This is a genomic window from Reyranella sp. (assembly GCF_965227665.1).
In the GTDB taxonomy this organism is placed as follows: Bacteria; Pseudomonadota; Alphaproteobacteria; order Reyranellales; family Reyranellaceae; genus Reyranella.
In genome coordinates this window covers 3565872-3589740 of the sequence record NZ_OZ245767.1, presented here as the reverse complement: position 1 = coordinate 3589740, position 23869 = coordinate 3565872, and the positions used below count along the sequence as shown (strand labels likewise).

General features: G+C 66.0%; 20 protein-coding genes and 1 riboswitch. Of the genes, 12 read left to right on the top strand and 8 right to left on the bottom strand.

The window, feature by feature from the left end; genetic code table 11:
- Position 1 precedes the first annotated feature (1 nt).
- Entirely contained in the window at positions 2 to 1819 is a 1818-nt protein-coding gene (gene thiC / locus ACO07I_RS17255; protein ID WP_422009615.1) for a phosphomethylpyrimidine synthase ThiC, read from the bottom strand.
- Between the two features lie 49 nt (positions 1820 to 1868).
- Positions 1869 to 1998: riboswitch (TPP riboswitch) on the bottom strand.
- A gap of 126 nt (positions 1999 to 2124) precedes the next feature.
- Here thiC and ACO07I_RS17250 point away from each other — a divergent pair.
- The gene (locus ACO07I_RS17250; protein ID WP_422009614.1) at positions 2125 to 3465 is read left to right on the top strand and encodes an OprD family outer membrane porin; all 1341 of its coding nucleotides are present in this window, start codon (positions 2125 to 2127) and stop codon (positions 3463 to 3465) included.
- A 264-nt stretch (positions 3466 to 3729) separates the two neighbouring features.
- Positions 3730 to 5058 carry an OprD family outer membrane porin gene (locus tag ACO07I_RS17245; protein ID WP_422009613.1) on the top strand — a complete coding sequence of 443 codons (1329 nt, stop codon included), beginning with the start codon at positions 3730 to 3732 and terminating at the stop codon, positions 5056 to 5058.
- Between the two features lie 26 nt (positions 5059 to 5084).
- Here the strand turns inward: ACO07I_RS17245 and ACO07I_RS17240 are convergent, their stop codons facing one another.
- The gene (locus ACO07I_RS17240; RefSeq protein ID WP_422009612.1) at positions 5085 to 6278 is read right to left on the bottom strand and encodes a CaiB/BaiF CoA transferase family protein; all 1194 of its coding nucleotides are present in this window, start codon (positions 6276 to 6278) and stop codon (positions 5085 to 5087) included.
- Between the two features lie 11 nt (positions 6279 to 6289).
- Positions 6290 to 7216 (bottom strand): glycine reductase, encoded by a 927-nt coding sequence (locus ACO07I_RS17235; RefSeq protein WP_422009611.1) that lies wholly within the window; start codon positions 7214 to 7216, stop codon positions 6290 to 6292.
- A 202-nt stretch (positions 7217 to 7418) separates the two neighbouring features.
- On the opposite strand from ACO07I_RS17235, the gene ACO07I_RS17230 reads away from it, so the two are divergent.
- Genes ACO07I_RS17230 through ACO07I_RS17210 form a run of 5 tightly spaced genes read left to right on the top strand, consistent with a single transcriptional unit; the run spans position 7419 to position 14065 of the window.
- On the top strand, positions 7419 to 9308 hold the full coding sequence (locus ACO07I_RS17230) for an extracellular solute-binding protein (RefSeq protein WP_422009610.1): 1890 nt from the start codon (positions 7419 to 7421) through the stop codon (positions 9306 to 9308).
- Between the two features lie 15 nt (positions 9309 to 9323).
- Positions 9324 to 10421, top strand: a complete 1098-nt coding sequence (locus tag ACO07I_RS17225) for a microcin C ABC transporter permease YejB (RefSeq protein WP_422009609.1) — start codon at positions 9324 to 9326, stop codon at positions 10419 to 10421.
- On the top strand, positions 10421 to 11440 hold the full coding sequence (locus tag ACO07I_RS17220) for an ABC transporter permease (RefSeq protein WP_422009608.1): 1020 nt from the start codon (positions 10421 to 10423) through the stop codon (positions 11438 to 11440). The genes ACO07I_RS17225 and ACO07I_RS17220 overlap by 1 nt, the downstream gene beginning before the upstream one ends.
- On the top strand, positions 11437 to 13071 hold the full coding sequence (locus ACO07I_RS17215) for an ABC transporter ATP-binding protein (RefSeq protein ID WP_422009607.1): 1635 nt from the start codon (positions 11437 to 11439) through the stop codon (positions 13069 to 13071). The genes ACO07I_RS17220 and ACO07I_RS17215 overlap by 4 nt, the downstream gene beginning before the upstream one ends.
- A 58-nt stretch (positions 13072 to 13129) precedes the next feature.
- The gene (locus ACO07I_RS17210) at positions 13130 to 14065 is read left to right on the top strand and encodes a 2-hydroxyacid dehydrogenase (RefSeq protein ID WP_422009606.1); all 936 of its coding nucleotides are present in this window, start codon (positions 13130 to 13132) and stop codon (positions 14063 to 14065) included.
- A 108-nt stretch (positions 14066 to 14173) separates the two neighbouring features.
- Here the strand turns inward: ACO07I_RS17210 and ACO07I_RS17205 are convergent, their stop codons facing one another.
- The gene (locus tag ACO07I_RS17205) at positions 14174 to 15553 is read right to left on the bottom strand and encodes a leucyl aminopeptidase family protein (protein WP_422018303.1); all 1380 of its coding nucleotides are present in this window, start codon (positions 15551 to 15553) and stop codon (positions 14174 to 14176) included.
- 74 nt (positions 15554 to 15627) lie between these two features.
- Between ACO07I_RS17205 and ACO07I_RS17200 the strand changes: the two genes are divergently transcribed.
- Positions 15628 to 16296, top strand: coding sequence for a glutathione S-transferase family protein (locus tag ACO07I_RS17200; protein WP_422009605.1), 669 nt, complete (start codon positions 15628 to 15630; stop codon positions 16294 to 16296).
- On the opposite strand, the gene mdoH is transcribed toward ACO07I_RS17200, so the two are convergent.
- Both mdoH and ACO07I_RS17190 read right to left on the bottom strand, forming a co-directional pair.
- Positions 16289 to 18097 carry a glucans biosynthesis glucosyltransferase MdoH gene (gene mdoH / locus ACO07I_RS17195; protein WP_422009604.1) on the bottom strand — a complete coding sequence of 603 codons (1809 nt, stop codon included), beginning with the start codon at positions 18095 to 18097 and terminating at the stop codon, positions 16289 to 16291. The two genes, ACO07I_RS17200 and mdoH, sit on opposite strands and share 8 nt — an antisense overlap.
- A 26-nt stretch (positions 18098 to 18123) precedes the next feature.
- Positions 18124 to 19614 (bottom strand): glucan biosynthesis protein, encoded by a 1491-nt coding sequence (locus ACO07I_RS17190; RefSeq protein WP_422009603.1) that lies wholly within the window; start codon positions 19612 to 19614, stop codon positions 18124 to 18126.
- A gap of 207 nt (positions 19615 to 19821) precedes the next feature.
- Here ACO07I_RS17190 and ACO07I_RS17185 point away from each other — a divergent pair, with 207 nt between their 5' ends.
- The 3 genes from ACO07I_RS17185 to ACO07I_RS17175 are packed head-to-tail and all read left to right on the top strand — an operon-like array spanning position 19822 to position 21551.
- Positions 19822 to 20268: a hypothetical protein gene (locus ACO07I_RS17185; RefSeq protein WP_422009602.1), complete on the top strand. Its 447-nt coding sequence runs from the start codon at positions 19822 to 19824 to the stop codon at positions 20266 to 20268.
- Positions 20269 to 20277: 9 nt separating this feature from the next.
- Positions 20278 to 20682, top strand: a complete 405-nt coding sequence (locus ACO07I_RS17180) for a phage holin family protein (protein ID WP_422009601.1) — start codon at positions 20278 to 20280, stop codon at positions 20680 to 20682.
- Positions 20679 to 21551 carry a hypothetical protein gene (locus ACO07I_RS17175; RefSeq protein ID WP_422009600.1) on the top strand — a complete coding sequence of 291 codons (873 nt, stop codon included), beginning with the start codon at positions 20679 to 20681 and terminating at the stop codon, positions 21549 to 21551. Before ACO07I_RS17180 ends, ACO07I_RS17175 begins: the two co-directional genes overlap by 4 nt.
- A gap of 77 nt (positions 21552 to 21628) precedes the next feature.
- Here the strand turns inward: ACO07I_RS17175 and ACO07I_RS17170 are convergent, their stop codons facing one another.
- The gene (locus tag ACO07I_RS17170) at positions 21629 to 21811 is read right to left on the bottom strand and encodes a hypothetical protein (RefSeq protein ID WP_422009599.1); all 183 of its coding nucleotides are present in this window, start codon (positions 21809 to 21811) and stop codon (positions 21629 to 21631) included.
- Between the two features lie 66 nt (positions 21812 to 21877).
- Entirely contained in the window at positions 21878 to 22861 is a 984-nt protein-coding gene (locus tag ACO07I_RS17165; RefSeq protein ID WP_422009598.1) for a Bug family tripartite tricarboxylate transporter substrate binding protein, read from the bottom strand.
- A gap of 222 nt (positions 22862 to 23083) precedes the next feature.
- Between ACO07I_RS17165 and ACO07I_RS17160 the strand changes: the two genes are divergently transcribed.
- On the top strand, positions 23084 to 23848 hold the full coding sequence (locus tag ACO07I_RS17160; RefSeq protein WP_422009597.1) for a hypothetical protein: 765 nt from the start codon (positions 23084 to 23086) through the stop codon (positions 23846 to 23848).
- The last annotated feature ends 21 nt before the right edge of the window (positions 23849 to 23869 follow it).

Sequence of the window (23869 nt, the reverse complement as noted above, 5' to 3'; positions counted from 1 at the left end):
CCTAGTCGGCGGGCTTGTCCGCGACGTAGAGGCTGCCGCCCCCGGCACGGAATTTGGCGCTCATCTCGTCCATGCCCTTCTTCGCGTAGTCCCGGATGTCCTGGGTGATACGCATGGAGCAGAACTTCGGACCGCACATCGAGCAGAAATGCGCGGTCTTGTGGGCCTCCTTGGGCATGGTCTCGTCGTGGAACTTTTCGGCCGTGGCGGGATCGAGCGAGAGGTTGAACTGGTCGCGCCAGCGGAAGTCAAACCGCGCGCGCGACAGGGCGTCGTCGCGCAGGCGGGCCGCCGGATGGCCCTTGGCCAGATCGGCCGCATGAGCCGCTATCTTGTAGGTGATCACCCCCACCTTCACATCATCTCGATCCGGCAGGCCGAGATGCTCCTTGGGCGTGACGTAACAGAGCATCGCCGTGCCGAACCAGCCGATCATGGCGGCGCCGATGCCGGACGTGATGTGGTCGTAGCCGGGCGCGATGTCGGTGACGAGCGGCCCCAGCGTGTAGAACGGCGCCTCGCCGCATTCGCGCAGCTGCTTGTCCATGTTGGCCTTGATCTTGTGCATGGGCACATGGCCCGGCCCCTCGATCATGACCTGGCAACCCTTGTCCCAGGCGACCTTGGTGAGCTCGCCCAGCGTTTCCAGCTCGGCGAACTGGGCGGCGTCGTTGGCGTCGGCGTTGCAGCCCGGGCGCAGCCCGTCTCCCAGCGAGAACGAGACATCGTACTTGCGCATGATGTCGCAGATGTCGCCGAAATGCTCGTAGAGGAAGCTCTCGCGATGCTCGGTGAGGCACCATTGCGCCATCATCGAGCCGCCGCGGCTCACGATGCCGGTGACCCGGCTGGCCGTCAGCGGCACATGCGCGAGGCGCACGCCGGCATGGATGGTGAAGTAGTCGACGCCCTGCTCGGCCTGCTCGATCAAGGTGTCGCGGAAGACCTCCCACGACAGCTTGGTCGGATCGCCGCCCACCTTCTCCAGCGCCTGGTAGATCGGTACGGTGCCGATCGGCACCGGCGCATTGCGCACGATCCATTCGCGGGTGTCGTGGATATTGCGGCCGGTCGAGAGGTCCATGACGGTGTCGGCACCCCAGCGGATCGCCCACACCATCTTCTCGACCTCCTCCTCCATCGACGAGGAAACGGCCGAGTTGCCGATGTTGGCGTTGATCTTCACCAGGAAGTTCCGGCCGATGATCATCGGCTCGAGTTCGGTGTGGTTGATGTTGGCGGGGATGATGGCGCGGCCGGCCGCCACTTCCTGACGCACGAATTCCGGCGTGATGAACGCGGGCAGCGCCGCGCCGAAGCTCTCGCCGTCGGCCAGCCGCGCCTCGGCCTCGTCGAGGACCTGCTTGCGGCCGAGGTTCTCGCGCGCCGCGACGTAGATCATCTCCTTGGTGATGACGCCGGCGCGCGCCCATTCGAACTGGGTGATCGGCCGGCCGTCGAGGCCGCGCAGCGGCCGCGGCGTCTGGGGAAACGGCCGCAGCACCGATTCCTTCACGTTACCGTTGTCGATCGGCTGAATGGCCCGGCCGGCATATTCCTCGACGCCGCCGCGCTCGAGGACCCAGGCGCGCCGGGTCTGGGCGAGGCCCTTGCGCACGTCGATCGCAATATCCTTGTCGGTGTAGGGACCGGTCGTATCGTAGACGCGCACGGGTGGTTCGGCCGGCGATGACAGCTCGATTTCACGCAAGGGAACGCGCAGGTCGGGGGCCGCTTCGGGGTTTGCGTAGACCTTGCGGGATGCAGGCAGCGGCCCCGTCGTGACGGTCGGGGCGGTGGCGGTGACGATGGTGTCCATGATGGATCTCCCGTGGCTGGTTGGCAGACGGAGATCCGGTGTTTTGTCGCGCAAAGGATGTATCCAGTCCCTTCGCCGGCATGACCCGGATCAGGTTCAAAGGGTCACCGCGCCGACGCCAGTTGGACTGGCGACCATCGGTATCTCAGCCCCTTGTCGGGACCCCCCTTGGACAGCGCAAACCTAGAGCGGTCGCGGGCCTGCGACAAGCGTCCCTCACCGGCGTTCGCGAACTGTCGCCTGCTTGGCGCAATTCTTTAACGGCCTCCCTCTAAGCATCTCCTTGCGAGAGCCCGGGGGAGCCGATGTTGCGAGCACTGACGTCTGCCGGAACGGTAGGCGGTCTGGCTTTGGCGTTGTTCGCGATGACGCCGGTCAAGGCCGGCTACGGCCAGGACCATACGGCCCCGGTGGAGCCGCCGGCTTCCGGCCTCAAGGTGGAACTCCAGCGCTTTCTCTACGATGAGGCGACGGCCGTCCTGCACCTGCGCAGCTATCTGTTCGACCGTCAGAACCAGAGGCCACCCAATCCGGCCGCGGCCGTCACCGGCGGTTGGGTCGGCCTGCAGACCGGATGGTTCTACGATACGCTGCAGCTCGGCGCCGTGGGCTACACGACACAACCGGTCTGGGCACCGCAGGGCCGCGACACCACCTCCGACGGCACGTCGCTGCTCAAGCCGGGGGGATACGGCTACTTCACGCTCGGCCAGGCCTATGCTTCGGCCCGCTGGAACAAGCAGACCGTCACGGTCTTCCGGCAATATGTCGACGAACTCGAGGTGAATCCGCGCGACGACCGCGAGATTCCCCAGACGTTCGAGGCCTATGCGCTGCGCGGCGCGCTCGGGCCGGTCAATTATTTCGCGGGCTACGTGGCGGCGATGAAGCCGCGCGACTACTCGGCCTTCATCAACATGGGCGAAGCGGCCGGCGCGCCGAACGTGAACAAGGGCATGGGCCTCTTCAGCGCCAAGTACGGCAGCATGAACGACCTGCAGGTCCGCGCCTCGACCTACTATGTCCCGGATATCCTGTGGTCCAGCTATGCCGATGCCGGCGGTACGATCAAGGTGAACGAAGAACTCCGCGTCCAGCTCGCCGCGCAATTCGCGGTGCAGGGCAGCAACGGCATGAACCTCCTCACCGGCCACCCCTTCAGCACCTTCTGGGGCGGCTTCCGCGCCGATGCCTTCTGGGGGCCGATGGCTTTCCGCGTGTCCTACACGCAGATCGGCTCGGCCGCGGCCTGGCGCAACCCCTACGGCATCTTCATCGGCTACAACAAGATGCAGTCACTCGACTTCAACCGGGCCGGCGAGATGGCCGTGACCGCGGGCGCCAGCTACGATTTCAAGGGCGTGGGTCTTCCCGGCGTGATCTTCCTCGCGACGGCGACCTACGGCGGCAACTCGGTCAATCCCCAGACGCACACGTCGCTCTCCAACAACTGGGAGTACGATCTCGAACTGGCGATCCGGGGCGACGCCATGCCGAACGCGCCCGGTTGGCTGAAGCCGTTCAACCTGCGCAACCGCGTCGCCTTCGTGGATCAGTACCTCAACAACACGGTCACCTCCTATACGGAGTACCGCGTGCAGCTGAACTACGAGCTGACCTGGAAGGGCCCGCGCCTTCGTCTGTAAAGGCGCTACTGTCGCCCCGAGCGGAGCGAAGCACCTAACGGAATGCCCAGACGACTACGAGCCCGGCGTGCGATCCTTCGCTGCGCTCAGGACGACAAAAGAGACTTCTCGACGCTCCCTGGAGCGTTCACGCCTCGAGTGAATCTTTCAGGATTTCCGAGCGGGCGAGAATGTAATGCTGCAACTGTCAAGGCTCAGGATATGCTCACTTAACGTGCCCCCCTAAGAAACTCCCCCGGAGAGGGGAAGCCAATGATGCGAACAGTGACGTCAGCTGGCAAGCCGGGCGGGCTGGCATTGGCCCTGCTCGCGATGGCGCCGGTGCAATCCGCCTTTGCGCAGGAAAGCGCACCGCCCGCGGAGGCACCGACGTCCCGGCTCGGCGTGGAACTGCAGCGCTTTCTCTACGATGAAGCGACAGCCGCCCTGCACCTGCGCAGCTACCTGTTCGACCGTCAGAACCAGAGGCCTCCCAGTTCGGCTGCCATCGTCACGGGCGGCTGGGTCGGCCTGCAGACCGGATGGTTCTACGACACGCTGCAGCTCGGCGCCGTCGGTTACACGACCCAACCCCTCTGGGCACCGCAGGGCCGTATCACCACCTCTGACGGCACGTCGCTTCTCAAGCGCGGAGGATACGGCTTCTTCACCCTGGGCCAGGCCTACGCCTCGGCCCGCTGGAATAGACAGACGGCCACGGTCTTCCGGCAGATTGTCGACGAACTCGAGGTCAATCCACGCGACAATCGCGAGATCCCGCAGACGTTCGAGGCCTATGCGCTGCGCGGCGTGCTCGGACCGGTCAACTACTTCGCGGGCTACGTGGCCGCCATGAAACCCCGCGACGACTCCGCCTTCATCAACATGGGCCAAGCAGCCGGCGCGTCGCACGTGAACAAGGGCATGGGCCTCTTCAGCGTGAAGTACGGCAACATGAACGAGGTGCAGGTCCGCGCCTCGACCTACTATGTCCCGGATATCCTGTGGTCCAGCTATGCCGATGCCGGCGGTACGATCAAGGTGAACGAAGACCTCCGCGTCCAGCTCGCCGCGCAATTCGCGGTGCAGGGCAGCAACGGCATGAACCTCCTCACCGGCCACCCCTTCAGCACCTTCTGGGGCGGCTTCCGCGCCGATGCCTTCTGGGGGCCGATGGCTTTCCGCGTGTCCTACACGCAGATCGGCTCGGCCGCGGCCTGGCGCAACCCCTACGGCATCTTCATCGGCTACAACAAGATGCAGTCGCTGGACTTCAACCGGGCCGGCGAAATGGCCGTGACCGCGGGCGCCAGCTACGATTTCAAGGGCGCTGGTCTTCCCGGCGTGATCTTCCTCGCGACGGCGACCTACGGCGGCAACTCGGTCAATCCCCAGACGCACACGTCGCTCTCCAACAACTGGGAATACGATCTCGAGCTGGCGATCCGAGGCGACGCCATGCCGAACGCGCCCGGTTGGCTGAAGCCGTTCAACCTGCGCAACCGCGTCGCCTTCGTGGATCGGTACCTCAACGACACGGTCACCTCCTATACGGAGTACCGCGTGCAGCTGAACTACGAGCTGACCTGGAAGGGCCCGCGCCTGCGCCAGTGACGGCGTAGGCCCCTGTTATTGTCGCGCTAGACGACCTGGCCGGCACGCATCTCGGCGATGTCGGCGTCGGAATAGCCGGCTTCCTTCAGCACCTCGTCGGTGTGCTGGCCGAGCGTCGCCGGCGGGCGGTCGATCGAGCCGCCGCCATGTTCCAGCCGGAAGCCCGAGCCGACAACCTTGATCGGACCATGCTCGGTCTCGACGGTCTGCAGAACCGTGCGGTGCTTGAAGAGATCGAGCTGCGCGGTCTCCGGGATGCTGTGGACGCGGCCGGCCGGCACGTCGGCCTTGGCGAAGCGCTCGATCCAGACCCCCGAATCCTCGGTCTTCATCGCCCCCTCGACGATCTCGTGCAGAGCGGTGTTGTTGGCGATGCGCGTGCCCCAGTCGACGAAGCGAGGATCGTCCAGCACCTCCTCGCGGCCCAGCACCTTCATCAGGCGCTTGAACTGCGGATCGGTCATGACGGCCAGCACGATCCAGCCGTCCTTCGTCTTGAAGAGATTGCCCGTGGGCTTGCGCGTCACCGACAGGTTGGCCGCCTGGCCGTGGACCCGGCCGGTCATCAGGTGCTCGGTGAACTGCTGGGCGAGATAGCCCATCACCGCGTCGATCATGGCGACGTCGACGAGCTGGCCCGTGCCGGTATGCGTGCGCTGGTACAGCGCCGAGGCGATGCCGAGGGCGGCCGTGGCGCCCGACATCACGTCGGCGCCGGCGAAGCCCACGCGGGTGGGGCCGTTGTTCTCGAAGCCGGTGATCGACATCAGGCCTGACATGGCCTGGATCATGCCGTCGAAGGCCGCGGTCTTGGACTCAGGGCCGACCTGGCCGAAGCCCGACACGGCGCAGTAGATCAGCCGGGGATTGATCTTCTTCAGCGTCTCGTAGCCGATGCCGAGCTTGTCCATGACGCCCGGCCGGAAGTTCTCGACGACCACGTCCGCCGTCTCGACCAGGCGCTTCACGACCTCGATCGCCTTGGGCTGCTTGAGGTCGAGCGTAATCGAGCGCTTGTTGCCGTTGACCGCCACCCAGGGCGCCGCCAGGCCGCGCTTCTCCCAGTCGTTCGACCGGGTGCCGAAGCGCATGTCGTCGCCTTCGCGCGACTCGATCTTGACCACCTCGGCGCCGAGCAGGGCGAGCTGGTAGGAGCTGTAGGGCCCCGCCAGCACGCGCGTGAAATCGACGACCTTTACGCCGGCAAACGGCTTGCTCATCTCGAAGATCCTTAGGCGACGCCGGCTTTTTGACGCTGGCCGAGGGCGACCTGCTTGATCTTGTCGAATTCGGCGCGCCGCTTGGCGATCTCTTCCGGACTCATGCGCGAGATGTTGTTGTAGTCGTTCTTCCAGTCGCCGTCCTCGGTCCAGCGCAGCGGCGACTGAACCGTGGTGCGCGGGCCGACGGCGCTTTCCAGCACCCGCAGCGCCAGGTCGAGCGTGAAGGCCTGGGTGTCGGGCTCGTGCGGCTTGCCGCAGGCATTGCCGAGCGGGAAGTCGCTGAACAGGAAGCGCGGCGCGCCGGCAAGCTCGACGATGTCCTTGGCGCAGCCCATGACCACCGTCGCGATGCCGTTGCGCTCGAGGTGGCGCGCAACCAGGGTCGAGGTCTGGTGGCAGACCGGGCAGTTCGGCACGATCACCGCTGCATCGACGCCGTCTTCACGGCACCGGGCGAGGATCTCGGGGGCATCGGTCTCCAGGGTGACGCGCTGGCTGCGATTGGTCGGCGCGCCATGGAAGCGCTTCGCGAGCTTGAACCGCCCCTGCCCCGCCAGCTTGCGCATCAGCGGCAGCGGGAACCAGGTGTTGCTGTCGGTCGCCGTCGTATGCTTGCGATCGTAGCCGATATGGCTGATGCGCATGTCGTGATCGACCGCCGTGTCGCCGGAGAGCACGGTGTAGTACTTGGCGGCGGCGTTGTAGAGCGCGCCCGGACCCTGGTCGCCCTTGTCGGGCTGGTAGGGTGCCGCCGTGGAGATCAGCGCGACCGTGCTGTCCTTCAGCGGCTTCTTCAGCGGCGTGAAGGGCGCGTCGACATAATGGGCCCAGCGGTAGGGATTGTCGTAACCCAGGGCGAGGTAATACTCGCGGGTGCGGCGCATGTATTCGAGGGGCGTGTCGAAATCAGGCGCGAAATTCATGGTGTCGGTCATGAAGGAAAGTTGAGCGCTGGGGCGTGCGAAGTCAAACGTACAGACGCCGGTGTTCGCAGGACGATATGTCGGGCAGGCACGCCAAAGCCTGCGTTCCAGCCATTGGGAAACCTGACCCCGATGTAACCGCCCGGCCATAGTGCCGCCCAACTCCCTCGCGCTATATATGAAACGAGACCGGACAGGCTGGGGAGCGCACTACATGGCGATCAAACGGCGCAGCATATTGGCAGGCGGCGCGGCCCTCTGGGTCGGCGCACCGGCGATCCTGCGGGCGCAGGGCCCGGCGGCGCCCGCCCCGGGAGCCTCCCCGGGCGCCAAGGCTGCGGCGGATACGATCCATGTCAGTCACGGTTTCGCCATGCACGGCGAGCCCAAGTACAAGGCCGATGCCGGCCCGCCGGACTATGTGAACCCCAGCGCCCCCAAGGGCGGCACCGTCCGGCTGGGCGCCCGCGGCACCTTCGATTCCCTGCATCCCTTCATCGTGAAGAGCGTCCCGGCCGCCGGCATCAGCCAGCTCTGGGACACGCTGTGCTGGAATTCGCGCGACGAAGCCTCGACCGAATACGGGCTGATCGCCGAAACGATCGAATGGCCCGAGGACCGGTCGTGGGCGGCCTTCACGCTCCGGCCGCAGGCGCGCTGGCACGACGGCAGCCCGATCACGGTCGAGGACGTGATCTTCTCGCTCGACATCCTGAAGTCGAAAGGCCTGCCGAATTACGCCTTCTACTACAACGACGTGCTGAAGGCCGAGAAGGTTGGCGACCGCAAGGTGAAGTTCACCTTCCGCGACAACACCAACAAGGAGCTGCCGCTGATCATCGGCCAGCTCCCGATCCTGCCCTCCAAATGGTGGGCCGGCCGCGACTTCGAGAAGGTGTCGCTCGAGCCCGCGCTCGGCAGCGGCCCCTACAAGGTCGAGTCCTTCGATGTCGGCCGCTCCATCGCCTATCGCCGGGTCGACGACTGGTGGGCGAAGGACCTCTGGATGAATCGCGGCCGCAACAACTTCGACGTGATCCGCTACGAGTATTATCGCGACGTCACCGTCCAGTTCGAGGCGTTCAAGGGCGGCGACCTCGACATGCGTCAGGAGAACATCGCGCGCAACTGGGCGACGGCCTACGACATCCCGGCGGTGCGCGACGGCCGCATCCAGCGCGCCGAGATCCCGCACGAACTGCCGACCGGTATGCAGTGCTTTGCCTTCAACACGCGCCGCGACTATTTCAAGGACAAGCGTGTGCGCGAGGCGATTTCGACGATGTTCGACTTCGCGTGGGCGAACAAGAATCTTTTCTACGGCATGTACAAGAGGAACATCTCGTTCTTCGGGAACTCCGAGCTCGCCTCGTCGGGCCTGCCGACCGCCGCGGAACTGAAGTACCTCGAACCGCTGCGCGGCAAGATTCCGGAAGAGGTCTTCACCAAGGAGTTCGTGCTGCCGGAGACCGACGGGACGGGCAATGTCCGCGACCTCGCGCGGAAGTCGCTGGCCCTCCTCAAGGAAGCCGGCTGGGAGATCAAGGACGGCAAGATGACGGAGACGAAGACGGGCCGGAAGCTCGCCTTCGAGATGCTCCTGGGCGACGCCAGCTTCGAGCGCGTCGTCCTGCCCTACAAGCAGAACCTCGAGCGCATCGGCATCGACATGACCGTGCGGACGGTCGACACCGCACAGTTCAAGCGTCGCGAGGACGAATTCGACTTCGACATGATGGTCGACAGCTTCGGCCAGTCGCTGTCCCCGGGCAACGAACAGCGCGACTTCTGGGGCTCGACCGCCGCCGACAGCAAGGGCAGCCGCAACACGATCGGCATCAAGGATGCCGCGATCGATTCCCTCATCGAGACCCTGATCGGCGCGCCCGACCGCGAAAGCCTGATCAACGTCACGCGCGCGCTCGACCGCGTGCTGCTGTGGAGCAGCTTCGTCGTGCCCAACTGGCACAGCAACACCGCCTACGTCGCCTACTGGAACCGGTTCGGCCGGCCGGCCAGGAGCGCGAAATACGCCCCGGTCGCCTTCGATACCTGGTGGATCGACGAGGCCAAGGACCGCGCCCTGCAGCGTGACAGGAAGTAGGCGTCCGGCCGCTCCATGATCGCCTACATCCTGCGACGCCTCATGCTGGTGGTGCCGACCCTGTTCGGCATCATGGTGGTCAACTTCTTCATCATCCAGGCCGCTCCCGGCGGCCCGGTCGAGCAGATGCTGTCCCAGATCCAGGGCACCGCCGTGGACGCCACGGAGCGCTTCTCGGGCAGCTCGAGCGGCGGCGAGACCCTGCGCAAGTCGGGATCGGACTCCTCGAGCGGCACCTATCGCGGCGCGCGCGGCCTGCCGCGCGACCTGATCGAGCGCATCGAGAAGATGTACGGCTTCGACAAGCCGATGGGCGAGCGCTTCGTGCTGATGATGAAGAACTACCTCGTCTTCGATTTCGGCGAGAGCTTCTTCCGCAACAAGCGGGTCGTCGACCTCATCATCGAGAAGATGCCGGTGTCGATCTCGCTCGGCCTCTGGACGACGCTGCTGATCTACATGGTGTCGATTCCGCTCGGGATCGCCAAGGCCGTGCGCGACGGCTCGCGCTTCGACGTCTCGACCTCGACCACCCTCATCGTGTTGAACGCCATCCCGGGATTCCTGTTCGCCCTCCTGCTCGTCGTGCTCTTCGCCGGCGGCGGTTATCTCAAGTGGTTCCCGCTGCGCGGTCTCGTCTCCGACGACTGGAGTTCGCTCGGGCCCATCGACAAGGTGCTCGACTATTTCTGGCACATGGCGCTGCCGATCGGCGCCATGGTGATCGGCGGCTTCGCCACGCTCACCTTCCTCACGAAGAACTCGTTCCTCGAGGAGATCCACAAGCAATATGTGCTGACCGCCCGTGCCAAGGGCTTGATCGAGCGACGCGTGCTCTACGGTCACGTCTTCCGCAACGCCATGCTGATCGTGATCGCGGGCTTTCCCGCCGCCTTCGTGGGCGTGCTGTTCACCGGCTCGCTGCTGATCGAGGTGATCTTCTCTCTCGACGGGATCGGCCTGCTGGGCTTCGAGGCGGCGCTCAACCGCGACTATCCGATCATGTTCGGCACGCTCTACTTCTTCGGCCTGATCGGCCTCGTGATGGGGATCCTGGGCGACATCATGTACACCGTGGTCGACCCCCGGATCGATTTCGAGGGACGTTCCTGATGAACCCGATGAACCGGCGCCGGCTCGCGGCGTTCCGCTCCAGCAAGCGCGGCATGATCTCGCTCGCGGTCTTCGGGCTGCTGTTCTTCGTCTCGCTGTTCGCCGAGTTCCTGGCCAACAACAAGCCGATCCTCATAAGCTACGATGGCGCCTTCTACTCGCCCCTGGTGAGGGACTATCCCGAAACGACCTTCGGTGGCGATTTCCCGACCAACACCGTCTATTCCGACCCGGAGGTGCAGAAGCTGATCGAGGCGAAGGGCTGGATCCTCTGGCCGCCGATTCCCTACAGCTACGACACGGTGCTGAAGGGCGAAGGGCGCACGACCCTGCAGCCGCCCTCGCGGCAGCACTGGCTGGGTACCGACGACAGCGGCCGCGACGTGATGGCCCGCCTCATCTACGGGTTCCGCATCTCCGTCCTGTTCGGCCTGGTCCTCACATTGGCCAGCACGGTGATCGGCATCGCCGCCGGCGCGGTGCAGGGCTATTTCGGCGGCGTGGTCGACCTCCTGATGCAGCGCTTCCTCGAAATCTGGTCGAGCATGCCGACCCTCTATCTGCTGATCATCCTGGCGAGCTTCATCCAGCCGGGCTTCTGGGTCCTGCTGGGCATCATGCTGCTGTTCAGCTGGATGGCGCTGGTCGGGCTGGTGCGCGCCGAATTCCTGCGCGGTCGCAATTTCGACTATGTCCGGGCGGCCCGCGCCCTGGGTATGATGGATGCGCGCATCATGTTCCGGCACATCCTCCCCAATGCGATGACGGCGAGCCTGACTTTCCTGCCGTTCATCCTGGCGGGTTCGGTCACGACGCTGACCTCGCTCGACTTCCTGGGCTTCGGCCTGCCGGTGGGCTCGCCCTCGCTCGGCGAGCTGCTGCTGCAGGGCAAGAACAACCTGAACGCCCCCTGGCTCGCCTTCACCGGCTTCTTTGTGATCGCCCTCATGCTGTCGCTGCTGGTGTTCATCGGCGAGGCGGTGCGTGACGCCTTCAATCCGCGCAAGGTGCTGGCGTGAGCGACCCTCTCCTGCTCGAGGTCAAGGACCTCTCCGTCAACTTCGGTACCGGCGACAAGGCGGTGCGCGCGGTCCGCGGCGTCAGCTTCGACATCAGGCGCGGTGAGACCGTCGCACTGGTGGGCGAATCGGGCTCCGGCAAGTCGGTGACGGCGCTGTCGGTCCTGCAGCTGCTCGCCTATCCGGCGGCCAGCCATCCCACGGGCAGCATCCGCTTCCAGGGCAAGGAGCTGGTCGGCGCCTCGACGCGAGAACTGTTGTCGGTGCGCGGCAACCGGATCTCGATGATCTTCCAGGAGCCGATGACCTCGCTCAACCCGCTGCACACGATCGAGCGGCAGGTGAACGAGGTGCTGATCCTGCACAAGGGCCTGTCGCGCGAGGCGGCGCGCAAGCGCACGCTCGAACTGCTCGAACAAGTCGGCATCCCCGACGCCGCCAATCGCCTCGACGCCTACCCGCACCAGCTCTCGGGCGGCCAGCGCCAGCGCGTGATGATCGCCATGGCGCTCGCCAACGAGCCCGACCTGCTGATCGCCGACGAGCCCACGACCGCGCTCGACGTCACCATCCAGGCGCAGATCCTGAAGCTGCTGAAATCGCTGCAGGCGCGCTACGGCATGGCGCTGCTCTTCATCACCCACGACCTCGGCATCGTGCGCAAGATGGCCGACCGGGTGTGCGTGATGACCAAGGGGCAGATCGTCGAGCAGGGCCCGGTGGCCGAGGTCTTCGACCGGCCGCAGCACAGCTACACCCAGCACCTCCTCTCGGCCGAACCGAAGGGCCGTCCGGCGGCCGCGGATCCAGCCGCACCCGAGATCCTGCGGCTCGACGATCTCAAGGTGCATTTCCCGATCCGGCGCGGCGTGATGCGCCGCACGGTCGGCCACGTGAAGGCGGTCGACGGCGTCAGCCTCGCCTTGCGCGAGGGCCACACGATCGGGCTGGTCGGCGAATCGGGATCGGGCAAGACGACGCTTGGCCTCGCCCTGCTCCGCCTCGAACGCAGCGAGGGCGGCATCCAATTCGACGGCCGCGAGCTGCAGGGGCTCGGCCAGCGCGAGCTGCGGCCGATGCGCCGCGAGATGCAGATCGTCTTCCAGGATCCTTTCAGCTCGCTCAGCCCGCGCATGTCGGTCGGCGAGATCGTGGGCGAGGGGCTCGAAGTCCACGGCATCGGCACGAAGCAGGAGCGCAACAGCCTGATCGACCAGGTGCTGCGCGAGGTCGGGCTCGATCCGTCCAGCCGCGAGCGCTACCCGCACGAATTCTCGGGCGGCCAGCGCCAGCGCATTTCGATCGCCCGCGCCCTTGTCCTGAAGCCGCGCCTGATCGTGCTCGACGAGCCGACCTCGGCGCTCGACATGAGCGTGCAGGCGCAGATCGTCGATCTGCTGCGCGACCTGCAGCAGCGCCACAAGCTTGCCTATCTTTTCATCAGCCACGACCTCAAGGTCGTGCGGGCGTTGGCCGACGAAGTCGTCGTGCTGCGTCACGGCAAGGTGGTCGAGCGCGGACCGGCGACGCAGATCTTCGAAGCGCCGCAGACGCCTTACACCCAGGCGCTCATCGCCGCGGCCTTCAACCTCGAGGCGATTGGCGCCGACAATCGGGTCGTCGCTTCCTAATCGACAGGAAAGAGCGAACGGGGCTCGACCGGGCGAGTCCGTCCCAGTAAAAGACCGAATGACCGGCGCTATTGCCTATATCAGCCGCGATACCGACGGCATCCACTGGAAGAAGGTCCTCGAAGCGGGCCTTGGTCCCCTCGATTTCCGCACCCGGGACACTCTCGGCAACAAGGACGAGATCGACGTCGTCCTGGCCTGGAAGCCCGATCGCGGCCTGATCGCCTCTTTCCCCAACGTCAAGCTGATCGTGTCGCTGGGCATGGGTGTCGACCACCTGCTGGCTGACGACCAGCTCCCCGCCGGCGTGCCGATCACGCGCATCATGGACGACGGTCTGGTCGGCCAGATGAGCGAGTACGCGATCTACTGGGCGCTGCGCCATCATCGCGACATCGACAAGTACGCGGCGAGCCAGCAGGCGAAGCGGTGGAAGCCCGAGGAGTTCATCGACACCATCGATCGCCGCATCGGCATCACCGGTCTCGGCACCATCGGCCAGGACACGGCCAAGAAGTTCGCGGCCCTGGGCTTCCCGACCGCCGGCTGGAGCCGCACGCAGAAGACCCTGCCGGGCGTCGAGACGTTCCACGGCCCGGACGGGCTGGCGGCCTTCCTCGCCCGCACCGACATCCTGGTGAACGTGCTGCCGCTGACGCGCGACACCAAGGGCCTGCTCGACGCCAAGCTGTTCGCGGCACTCCCGAAGGGTGCCTATCTGATCAACATGGGCCGCGGCGGACACGTGGTCGATGACGACCTGCTGGCCGCGATCGATTCGGGCCACCTCGCCGGCGCCGCACTCGACGTGTTCAACACCGAGCCGCTGCCCGAGAGCCATCCCTACTGGACGCACCCCAAGGTCAAGGTGACGCCGCACATCGCCGGCGCCACCAACCCGCGCACCGCGTCGCCCGGGGTGATCGAGAACATCAAGCGGATGCGGGCCGGACAACCGCTGATCAACACGGTCGACCCGGTCACCGGGTACTGACTCTATGTCGTCCTGAGCGAAGCGAAGGACCTGACGGAACGACCGGAGTACTCCTGAGCGAACGCTAGATCCTTCGCTTCGCTCAGGATGACATCATCGGGGTTTCTGCTACCTCCCGAACCTGTCCGCAATCGTGCGGTAGATCGCGCGGGCGACCTGGGCTTCGCCGCCCTCAGGCCGGCCGGGACGGCTGGTATTGTTCCAGGCCATCATGTCGAAGTGCGCCCACGGCACGTCGTCGGGCACGAATTCCTTGAGATACAGCGCGGCCGTGATCGCGCCGCCGAAGGCGCCAGCCGAGACATTGTTGATGTCGGCCACCTTGCTGTCGAGCATGCGGCGATAGGCCGGGAAGAGGGGCATCCGCCACATGGGGTCGGTCACCGCCTCGCCTGCCGCGATCAGGGAATTGGCGAGCTTGTCGTCGTTGCAGAACAGCGCGGGCAGGTCGGGGCCCAGCGCCACGCGGGCGGCGCCGGTCAGGGTCGCGCAATCGATCATCATCGCGGGCTTCTCCGACGCGCCCTCGTGCAACGCATCGCACAGGATCAGGCGGCCTTCGGCATCGGTATTGCCGATCTCGACGGTGATTCCCTTGCGCGTCGTGATCACGTCCATCGGCCGGAAGGCGTTGCCCGACACGGAATTCTCCACCGCCGGGACCAGAACGCGCAGCCGCACCGGAAGGCCGGTGGCCATGATCATCGACGCCACCGCGAGCACGGTCGCCGCGCCGCCCATGTCCTTCTTCATCATCAGCATGCCTGCGGCGGGCTTGAGGTCGAGGCCGCCGGTGTCGAAGCACACGCCCTTGCCGACGAGCGTCACCTTGGGATGGCTCGCCTTGCCCCAGGTGAGATCGATCAGCCGCGGTGCGCGGGCCGAAGCCCGGCCCACCGCATGGATCGTCGGATAGTTCTGCTTCAGCAGATCGTCGCCCGCGATGACTTTGATCTTTGCCTTGTGCGCCTTGGCGAGATCCTGCGCCGCCGCGGCCAATTCGGCAGGGCCCATGTCGGAAGACGGCGTGGTGATGAGGTTTCGCGCCATCGAGATCGCCTCGACGGTCGCCGCCGCGCGCTTCCTGTCGGCACCGGCCGGCCACACGAAGCGAGGACCGGGCTTGGCCTTGGTCGCGCGATAGCGATCGAAGGTCCAGGCGCCCAGCCCGATGGCCACGACCGCGTCGGTCATCGAAACCGGCCCGGTCTCGCCCTCGAGGTGCCAGGTCCCCACCGGGAGCTTGGAACTCAGAGCGCCGAAATCCCAAAGCGTCGGCGCGTTCGGAATCACAAACACTGCACCGGAGGCCTTGCCGTCGTCGCCCGGCAACACCGCGATATCTCCGGGCGATCCCGAGACGCCGAGCGATTCGACCCACGCCCGCTGCACCGCAGACTGCGCCTTCAGCCAGGCACCCCACTTCGAATGACCCACAAACTGCAGGGGCAAGGAGGAAGAAGAACGGTCGACGAACGGCAGCGACATGGCCATGCTCACAATCATCATAGAGAATGGTTAACATTGCCGGCCAAACTCCATGGCTGGCAAGGAGGGCGTATATGGCCGAGTTCACCGTCGTGATCGGCAACAAGAACTATTCGTCGTGGTCGATGCGCGGCTGGCTGATGGCCAGGATCGCCGGCATCGAGTTCGACGAGATCGTGGTGCCGCTCGACAGGCCCGAGACGCAGGCGGCGATCCGCAAGCACTCACCCTCCGGGCGCGTGCCGGTGCTGCTGCATCGCGGCCTGGCCGTCTGGGATTCACTCGCCATCGCCGAATATCTGAACGATCTCAAGCCCGAGGCCGGCCTGTGGCCGCCTTCGGCCGCCGCGCGCGCCCATGCCCGCTCGATCTCGGCCGAAATGCACTCGAGCTTCACCGATCTGCGCGACAACATGCCGATGAACATCCGTGCGTCGCTTCCCGGCAAGGGCATGTCGCCGGGCGTTCGCGCGGACATCGAGCGCATGACCTTCCTGTGGCGCGACTGCCGCAAGCGATTTTCCGGCGCGTTCCAGAAGGACGAGGGCTTCCTGTTCGGCGCCTTCGGGGCCGCGGATGCGATGTTCGCGCCCGTCGTGACCCGCTTCAAGACCTACAGCGTCACGCTCGACGGCGACGCCGACGCCTATTGCACCGCCGTGCTCGGACATCCCGCGGTGAAGGAATGGGTCGATGCCGCCGAGCACGAGCCCTGGCTGATCGACAAGTACGAGTTCAAGTAGGCGACGCCGGCGCCTGCGAAACCCGTTCCTCCGGCTTTTCCTCCGGCGTCATGAACATGCGCCAACGGCGGGCGGCGATGCCGAGGTCCCGGCGGCTCGAATACACGGCCAGCAGCGGCGCGAGCACCAGACCGGCGACCACGGGCAGCAGCCAGTAAAGAAACGCGGGCGCCCAGTAGCCCATGACCACCACGGCGGCCGCGCCCAGCGCGACTTGGCCGCCGTGTCTGCCCAGGGCGAGAGCCCAGGGCATGCCGCGCTCGCCGCGCGCCTGCGGCGGCCAGCCCACCGCGCGCCCGGCCAGGATGCCCAGCATGAACAGCGAGTGGAAGAGCATCATCACCGGCGCCAGCAGGGCGGAGAACAAGGTCTCCAGCACCACACTGAACGTCAATGCCAAGCGTCCACCGTAAGCCGGCGCCGGCGCGCGCAGGGACAGGACCAGCGCCAGCAGCTTGGGCAGGAACAGCAGCAGCGTGGTCACCAGCAGCAGCGCGTGCACGTGGCCGGTATTGTACTGCGGCCAGTTGGGGAACAGCGATGGCGCGTTGCCGAAGTAGACCGGCCCGACGATCTCGTGCTCGAGCACGATCGCGGCGCTGAGCAGCAGCGAGCCCAGCCAGAGCGGCGAGGCGAGATAGCCCATGATGCCCATCACGAGGTGCAGGCGGCTCATCCAGTGCAGACCACGCGTGAAGACCAGCCGCGCATGCTGGAGATTGCCCTGCATCCAGCGCCGGTCGCGCACCGCATAGTCGACGACGTTGGTCGGGAGTTCCTCGAAGCTGCCGCCCAGGTTGGGCAGGCTCCACACATGGAAGCCGGCCCGGCGGATGAAGGCGGCCTCGACGAAGTCATGGCTGAGGATCTCCCCGCCGAACGGCGCGCGACCGCTGAGGACCGGCAGGCGGCAATGCTCGGAGAAGGCCGCGACGCGGATGATCGCATTGTGACCGTAGTAGTTCGCCTCGCCCATGTTCCAGAAGGAGTGGCCAGTCGAGACCATGCTGCCGTAGACGCGTGACGAGAACTGCAGGATGCGCGCGAACAGGGTCTCACGGCCCATGGCGACGGCATGAGTCTGGATAATGCCCGTCTGCGGACTGGCTTCCATCAGCGCGGCGAGCCGCACCATCGTGTCGCCCGACATCACGCTGTCGGCGTCGAACACGATCATATGGTCGAACCGCGCGCCCTGCGTGTCGAGCCAGTCGGCGATGTTGCCTGCCTTGCGTCCGACATTCCGCTGGCGTCGGCGCCAGTGCAGGCGTTCACCGAGTCCCAGTCGCTCGCGCAGCACCTCGACGCCGGCCTCTTCTTCGGCCGCGATCGCATCGTTCGTCGTGTCGCTCAGCACGAACAACTCGAACGCCTTCGACTGGCCGGTCGTCTCGAGCGAGTGCCAGGTGGTCTCGAGGCGGGCGAAGACCTCGTCGGGTGCCTCGTTGTAGACGGGCACCAGAATGGCCGTGCGACCGCGCAGCGCCGGGACGGTTCCGTCCGGCGCACCGTCACCCGGGCCTCGGCGGCGCAGGGAGAGGGGATGCAGGCCAAAGCTTTTGAGAATGAAGCCGACGATCGCGGTCCAGAAGGAGAGCGCTATCCAGCCGAAGCTGAGGGTGAAGACCGCAAGCAACGCGATGGCCAGGCCATAAGGAACCTGTGGGCCCAACGCCATCGCCAGCAGCTGCAGCCCCGCTGCCGTGGTGACGGCCACGAAAACAAGCAGGAAAAACCTCCGCCAGCCCGCCTTGCCGGCATGGCGGTCGAGATTCCAGAGCGAGTTGTCGATGTTTTCCATGGGCGCGCTCTCTGCTCGAACTTGGATCAAGGGCGGACCTGGCCGGCGAAAGTCTCGCTCAGCCGGTCTCCCCCGACGGTCAGGTATGCGCGGATATCGATCGGCCGCCGCCCTTCCAGTTCGACATCGATGAACAGACGTCGATTGGCAGAACCGGGCGGCTGGTCGATCTCGGTGCGCAGCAGCTTTCCGCCGCTGACCTCTACGTTGGACGCGACCAGCCGTTCCTCTGCGAGCTTGGTCAAAGTGTCGCCCTCGAACTCGACCACGAGCCGGCGCCCCTTGGCGTTGCCCTCGATCGTTGCCTGGCGCGTTGCCACCACGCGCGCATCGGACGCGAGGGCCGCTTCGTCGTTCAGCGCCGAGAGGCGATAGCGGTATTCGAGCGCCTGGCCCTTGGCGACCGGCCAGCGCGACACCCAAAAGGCCACGATATTGTCGTGATATTCAGATGGCGTCGGGATCTCGACGAGGCGGACCTCGCCTTCGCCCCAGTCACCCTTCGGCTCGACCCACAGGCTGGGACGAGTCTGATATTTGGCGACACTATCCTGGTAACGATCGAAGCGCCGCTCGCGCTGCTGCAGACCGAAGCCACGCGGATTGTTGTCGACGAACGAGGAGACCTGCAACGACCCGGGATTGGTGAGCGGGCGCCAGATCCGCTCGCCCTCGCCGGTCACCATCGCAAGCCCGTCGGAATCGTGGACCTCCGGTCGGAAGTCGTCGCGCCAGGGACCGGACTTGCCCGACAGGAACATGCTGGTGAGCGGTGCAATGCCCAGCATCGACACGCCATGGCGCATGAAGAGACGGGCATCGACATCGACCGTGGTGCGCACCCCCGGCGTAACGGTGAAGGCATAGGCGCCGCTGGCGCCCGGCGATTCGAGCAAGGCGTAGACCGTCAGCGTCTTGTCGCCCGGCGCCGGTTCGACCAGCCAGAACTCGCGAAACTCGGGAAATTCCTCCGACCGCGGCTGGGCCGTATCGATCGCCAACCCGCGCGACGACGCGCCATAGGCCTGGCCCTTGCCGATGGGACGGAAGTAACTGGCGCCCAGGAAGGAGATGATCTCGTCGTGCTTCTCACCGTACAGCGGATACGTGACCTTGAAGCCGGCGAAGCCGACCTGTGCCGGCGGCGGCGCTGTGCCGAAGTCGAACATGTCGGGCGAAGCGGAGAGGGCCGTCGCTGTCCCCGCGGTGTCCGGCGTCCCGCTCCGGGTGATGACGTATAGCTTCACGGGCGTCTGATAGAGGAAGCCGGTCGGGAAGAACTCGACCCGGAAACGACCCCCGCCCTCGCGCCACAGGATCGAGTCGGGTCTGAAACGGATGCCGCGGTACGTATCGTACCCGAGCTTCGCCGTATCCGGGATGGCCGCCTCCTTCGCATAGGTCTGACCCGCCGACAGCCGCGCGCGCTCGATCAACTTGTCGAAAAAGCCCTGTGCATGAGCGGTTGAGAAACTGCCGACAACGAATACGACGAGAAGCACGAGCAATCGAATCACGGCGTCCCTCATACCGACCAGGTCCTGCCGCAACGCAGCATCGTTCGGACCGGTTGCTCGTGACGAACAAGACTCACGCTGCGTTCGCCACGGTACGCGCTCAGCCCGTGACAATATTTCAGGAACGAAATTCCCCCAGGGCACGTTGCCAGCGCGCGATCCATCACGGCGTTCTGCCGACCACGAGATCGTCGAGGGAGACCAACGATGTCCGATACCTCTCAGTATCAATCCACGAAGGCAAAGCCGGATCTCGGCGCGGCCGTGAGCGAGATCAAGACCGCGCTTACGGGCAAGGCCGAAGAACTGGCCGGCCGTTCGACCGAGAGCGGCGCCGCCGCCGTGTCGGCACTGGGCAAGACCGCCGCAACGCTAGCAGGTTCGCTGGAAGAGCAATCGCCCGCCGTCGCCGACTATGTGCGTTCGACCGGACAGCGTATCGACCGCCTCGCCGACGACCTGCGCGACAAGTCAGCCGGAGAACTCCTGACCATGGCGACCGATTTCGGCAAGCGCCAGCCGCTCGCCCTGCTGGCCGGTTCCGCCATCGTAGGGTTTGCGCTCTCCCGGATTGTAAAGGCCGGGATGGGCGCCTCCGCCGAACCGGCCGGACCGCGGGCGGACGAGCCCAATGTCGGCCGCATCGACGTCTAGGAGATTTCCATGAATACCCAGGAAAGGCCCGGTGTCGTCACCCTCGTGACCGACGCGCTCGGCCGCAGCGCCGACCTGATCCAGACAGAGATCCGTCTGGCCCGCGTCGAGATCGGCGAGAAGGCCGACGCCCTGCGCACCAGCGTCGTCAGCGGTCTCGTCATGATGCTGGTGGGCACCGTCTTCATCATCGGCGCTGTCATTCTCGTGCTTCAGGCCGTCGTCGCCGCTCTTATTGAAGGTGGCGTGGCGCCTGCCTTGGCCATCCTGATCGTCGCCGGCGGCTCCGCCCTCGGCGGAATCATCGTGCTTCTTGCCGGCAAGAAGACCATTGGCGCCGTTGACCCCACCCCGACCCGTACCATCACGTCCCTGCAGAGCGATGCTCGCATGGCGAAGGAGAGCCTGACATGAGAGAGAGCGCCCAACTGCAACGTGAAGCCGAAGCCCAGCGCGCCGGCCTGTCCAACACCCTCGGTCAATTGCGTGAAGGCATGACGAGTTCGGCCCTGTCCACCGAGCTGGTGGGCGTGCTGCGCGACAGCAGCCTCTCCGTGGTGAAGAGCCTGGCCGAATCGGCCCGGACCAATCCGGGGGCCGCTCTGCTTATCGGCGCGGGCCTCACCATGATGCTGACGCGCACCACCGGCGCCGACGTGATGTCGAGCGCGACCTCGGCGCTGAAGGCTGCAACGACCGTCGGCACCGACGCCGCCGTCGCGGCAGCCGGCAGCGTGAAGAATGCGGCCGGCGCCGCCGCCGACACGGCCCGCTCCATGGCAGGCCAGGCCAGTGACAAGGTTGCTGGCGTGACCGACAAGGTCACCGGCATGGTCAGCGAAACCGCCGCGTCACTTAAGGACCGGGCCGCCGGCACCGCCGATGCGCTTCGCGGCAAGGCGGACGAGCAGCTCGGCCAGGCCAAGCACATGATGGAAGACGGCAAGCACACCGCCGAGCATCTCGGCGAGGATGCCACCAAGCTGGCGTCCGACACGCGTCAGGCCGTCTCCAAGCTTCTGGAAGAGCAGCCCATCCTGGTCGCGGCAATGGGCGCGGCGCTGGGAGCGATCTTCGGCGCGGCGCTGCCGGTCTCCCAGGCCGAACGCAACGTGCTCGGCAAGGTCGGCGCCCAGGCGATCGACAAGGGGCGTGAGGTCCTCGAGACCGCGAAGGACACGGTGACCGAAGAGATCGCCGGCGCGCATCTCGGCGAGAAGGTCGAGGGCATGGCGGGCAAGCTGGTCGATACGATGGTGCCGACCTCATCCCGCCCGGCGTAGCTCTTTACGCACGCCCTACGCCAAACAGCAGGACGGCCGCCCCAGGGGCGGCCGTTTCTGCTTGCAGCTGCCGACCCTCAGGAATTGGGCTTGGGCAGCGTGGTCGGGCTGATCCGCAGGATGGTGTAACCCACCTGCTCCAGCTTCACGGCCTCTGCCTGAGCTTCAACCAGGCTCGAGTAGCCGATGCCGATTTCAGATTTGGTGCGCGGGTCTATCGTCCACACCATGTGCTTGCCGAAGGCTGCTTCTTTTGTCATCGCGGCCTTATACAGAGCTTTGCCGCCGGAGTCCGATGCTTGTCGGCCGGCGGCGCTCCGAGGGCCTCAGCCGTCGACCTTCGCCCCGCTGGCCTTCACGATCGGCGCCCAGACGGCGATTTCGCTCACGATGCGGTCCTGTAGCCCCTTCGGGGCCATCGGCCAGGGATCGCTGCCCAGGGCGGCAAACCGGGCCTTCACCTCGGAATCCTCGAGCGCCTTGGTGCCGACCGCGGCCAGCTTGTCGACGATGGGCTGCGGCACGCCGGCCGGTCCGCCGAAGCCCATCCAGACCTCGACCACGTAGTTCGGCACGAATTCGATGATCGCCGGCACGTCGGGGGCCGCCTTGTTGCGCTCTCGGCTGGTCACGCCCAGCGCCCGCAGCTTGCCGGCCTGCACGTGCGGCCAGCAGCTCGGCATGTTGTCGAACATGATGTGCGTGTTGCCTGCGAGCAGATCCTGCAGCGCGCCGGCGCTGCCCTTGTAGGGGACATGCACCATGTCTGTGCCGGTGAGCTGCTTGAACATCTCGCCGGCCAGATGGATCGTGGTCCCGGAGCCGGACGAGGCCATGTTGTACTTGCCGGGATTGGCCTTCAGCAGCGCGATCAGCTCCGACACGGTCTTCACCGGCAGGCTGGGATGGACCACCAGCATGTTCGGCCAGACCGACATGCCGGCCATCGGCGAGAAATCCTTCACCGGATCGTAGGGCAGCTTGGCGTAGAGCGCCGGCGCCATACAGAACATGGAGACGGTGATCAGGCCGATCGTGTAGCCATCGGGTGCCGCCTTGGCGAGCGCGTCGGTTCCGATCGTGCCGCCACCACCGGCGCGGTTGTCGATCAGCACCTGCTGGCCCAGCAGCTCCGAGACCTTGGCCATGACGATGCGCGAGATGTTGTCGGTCGCGCCGGCCGGCGTGTAGGGCACGATGAACTTGATCTGCTTGTTGGGATACGCGTCCTGCGCGCGGGCGAGGCCCGGCGCGGCCAGGGTAGCCGCGCCGCCGGCCAACAGGGCGCGGCGGTTGATCGTGAACTGCATGTTTCCTCCAGACGACGTTTCTTATGTGTGGCGCGAACGCTAACAGTCGGCCGGAGGGTCGTCACGCGAACCGAAGGGGGCGGCTCGCGCTGCGGCCCGCGAGGTCGCTGAGCGGTGGCGACACGGGAAAGCGGCACGATGAGAATTCCTGTGCCTCGCCGTCGAAATGCTCGCTGGCAACCTCATTGCGTGACCGCAAAGATCCCCGCGAGAGGAGACAGCATGCTCGCCTACAAGACTCCCGCCGAGATCATCGGCCATGACGGACTGCGCATTGTGCTGGTCCGCGGCGTGCCGAGCCCGTGGAGCCAGGCCGCCAAGACGATGCTGGAGATCAAGGGGCTCGATTATGTCGCCGCCCCGCTCGACGTCGGCGGTGCCAATTCAGAGATTGTGGCCTGGTCGGGCCAGAACAGCGGTCCCGTCGTCGCCTGGCGCGACGGCCCACCGCTCAACCGCTGGCTCGACATCCTGCTTCTGGCCGAGCGGCTCGCGCCCACGCCCGCCCTTCTCCCGGCCGATCCGCTGCTGCGCGCGCTGGCCATCGGCCTCGGCCACGAGATCCTGGGCGAAGGCGGCATCGCCTGGAACCGCCGCCTGCAGATGTTCTCGATGGCGGTGAAAGCCGGCGCCGGTGCGCGCATGGCGCCGCTGATCGACAAGTACGGTTTCGATGCCGACGACGCAGCGGCTGCCGGCACGCGCATTGCCGCCAGCCTGCACGGGCTCACCACGCAGCTTCGCGCGCAACAGACGCGCGGCGTGCCCTATTTCGTGGGCGACTCGCTGAGCTGCGTCGACGTCTATTGGACGTCGATCATGAACATGATCCTGCCATTGCCCGCCGCGCAGTGCCCGATCCGCGAATCCTCACGCCCGGCCTTCACCGCCACCGACCCGCAGATCGTGGCAGCGCTCGACCCGATCCTGGTCGAACACCGCGACCGCATCTTCAAGGCGCACTTCCGCGACCCGATGGAGTTCTGATCGGATTAAGTCCGCCGAAAG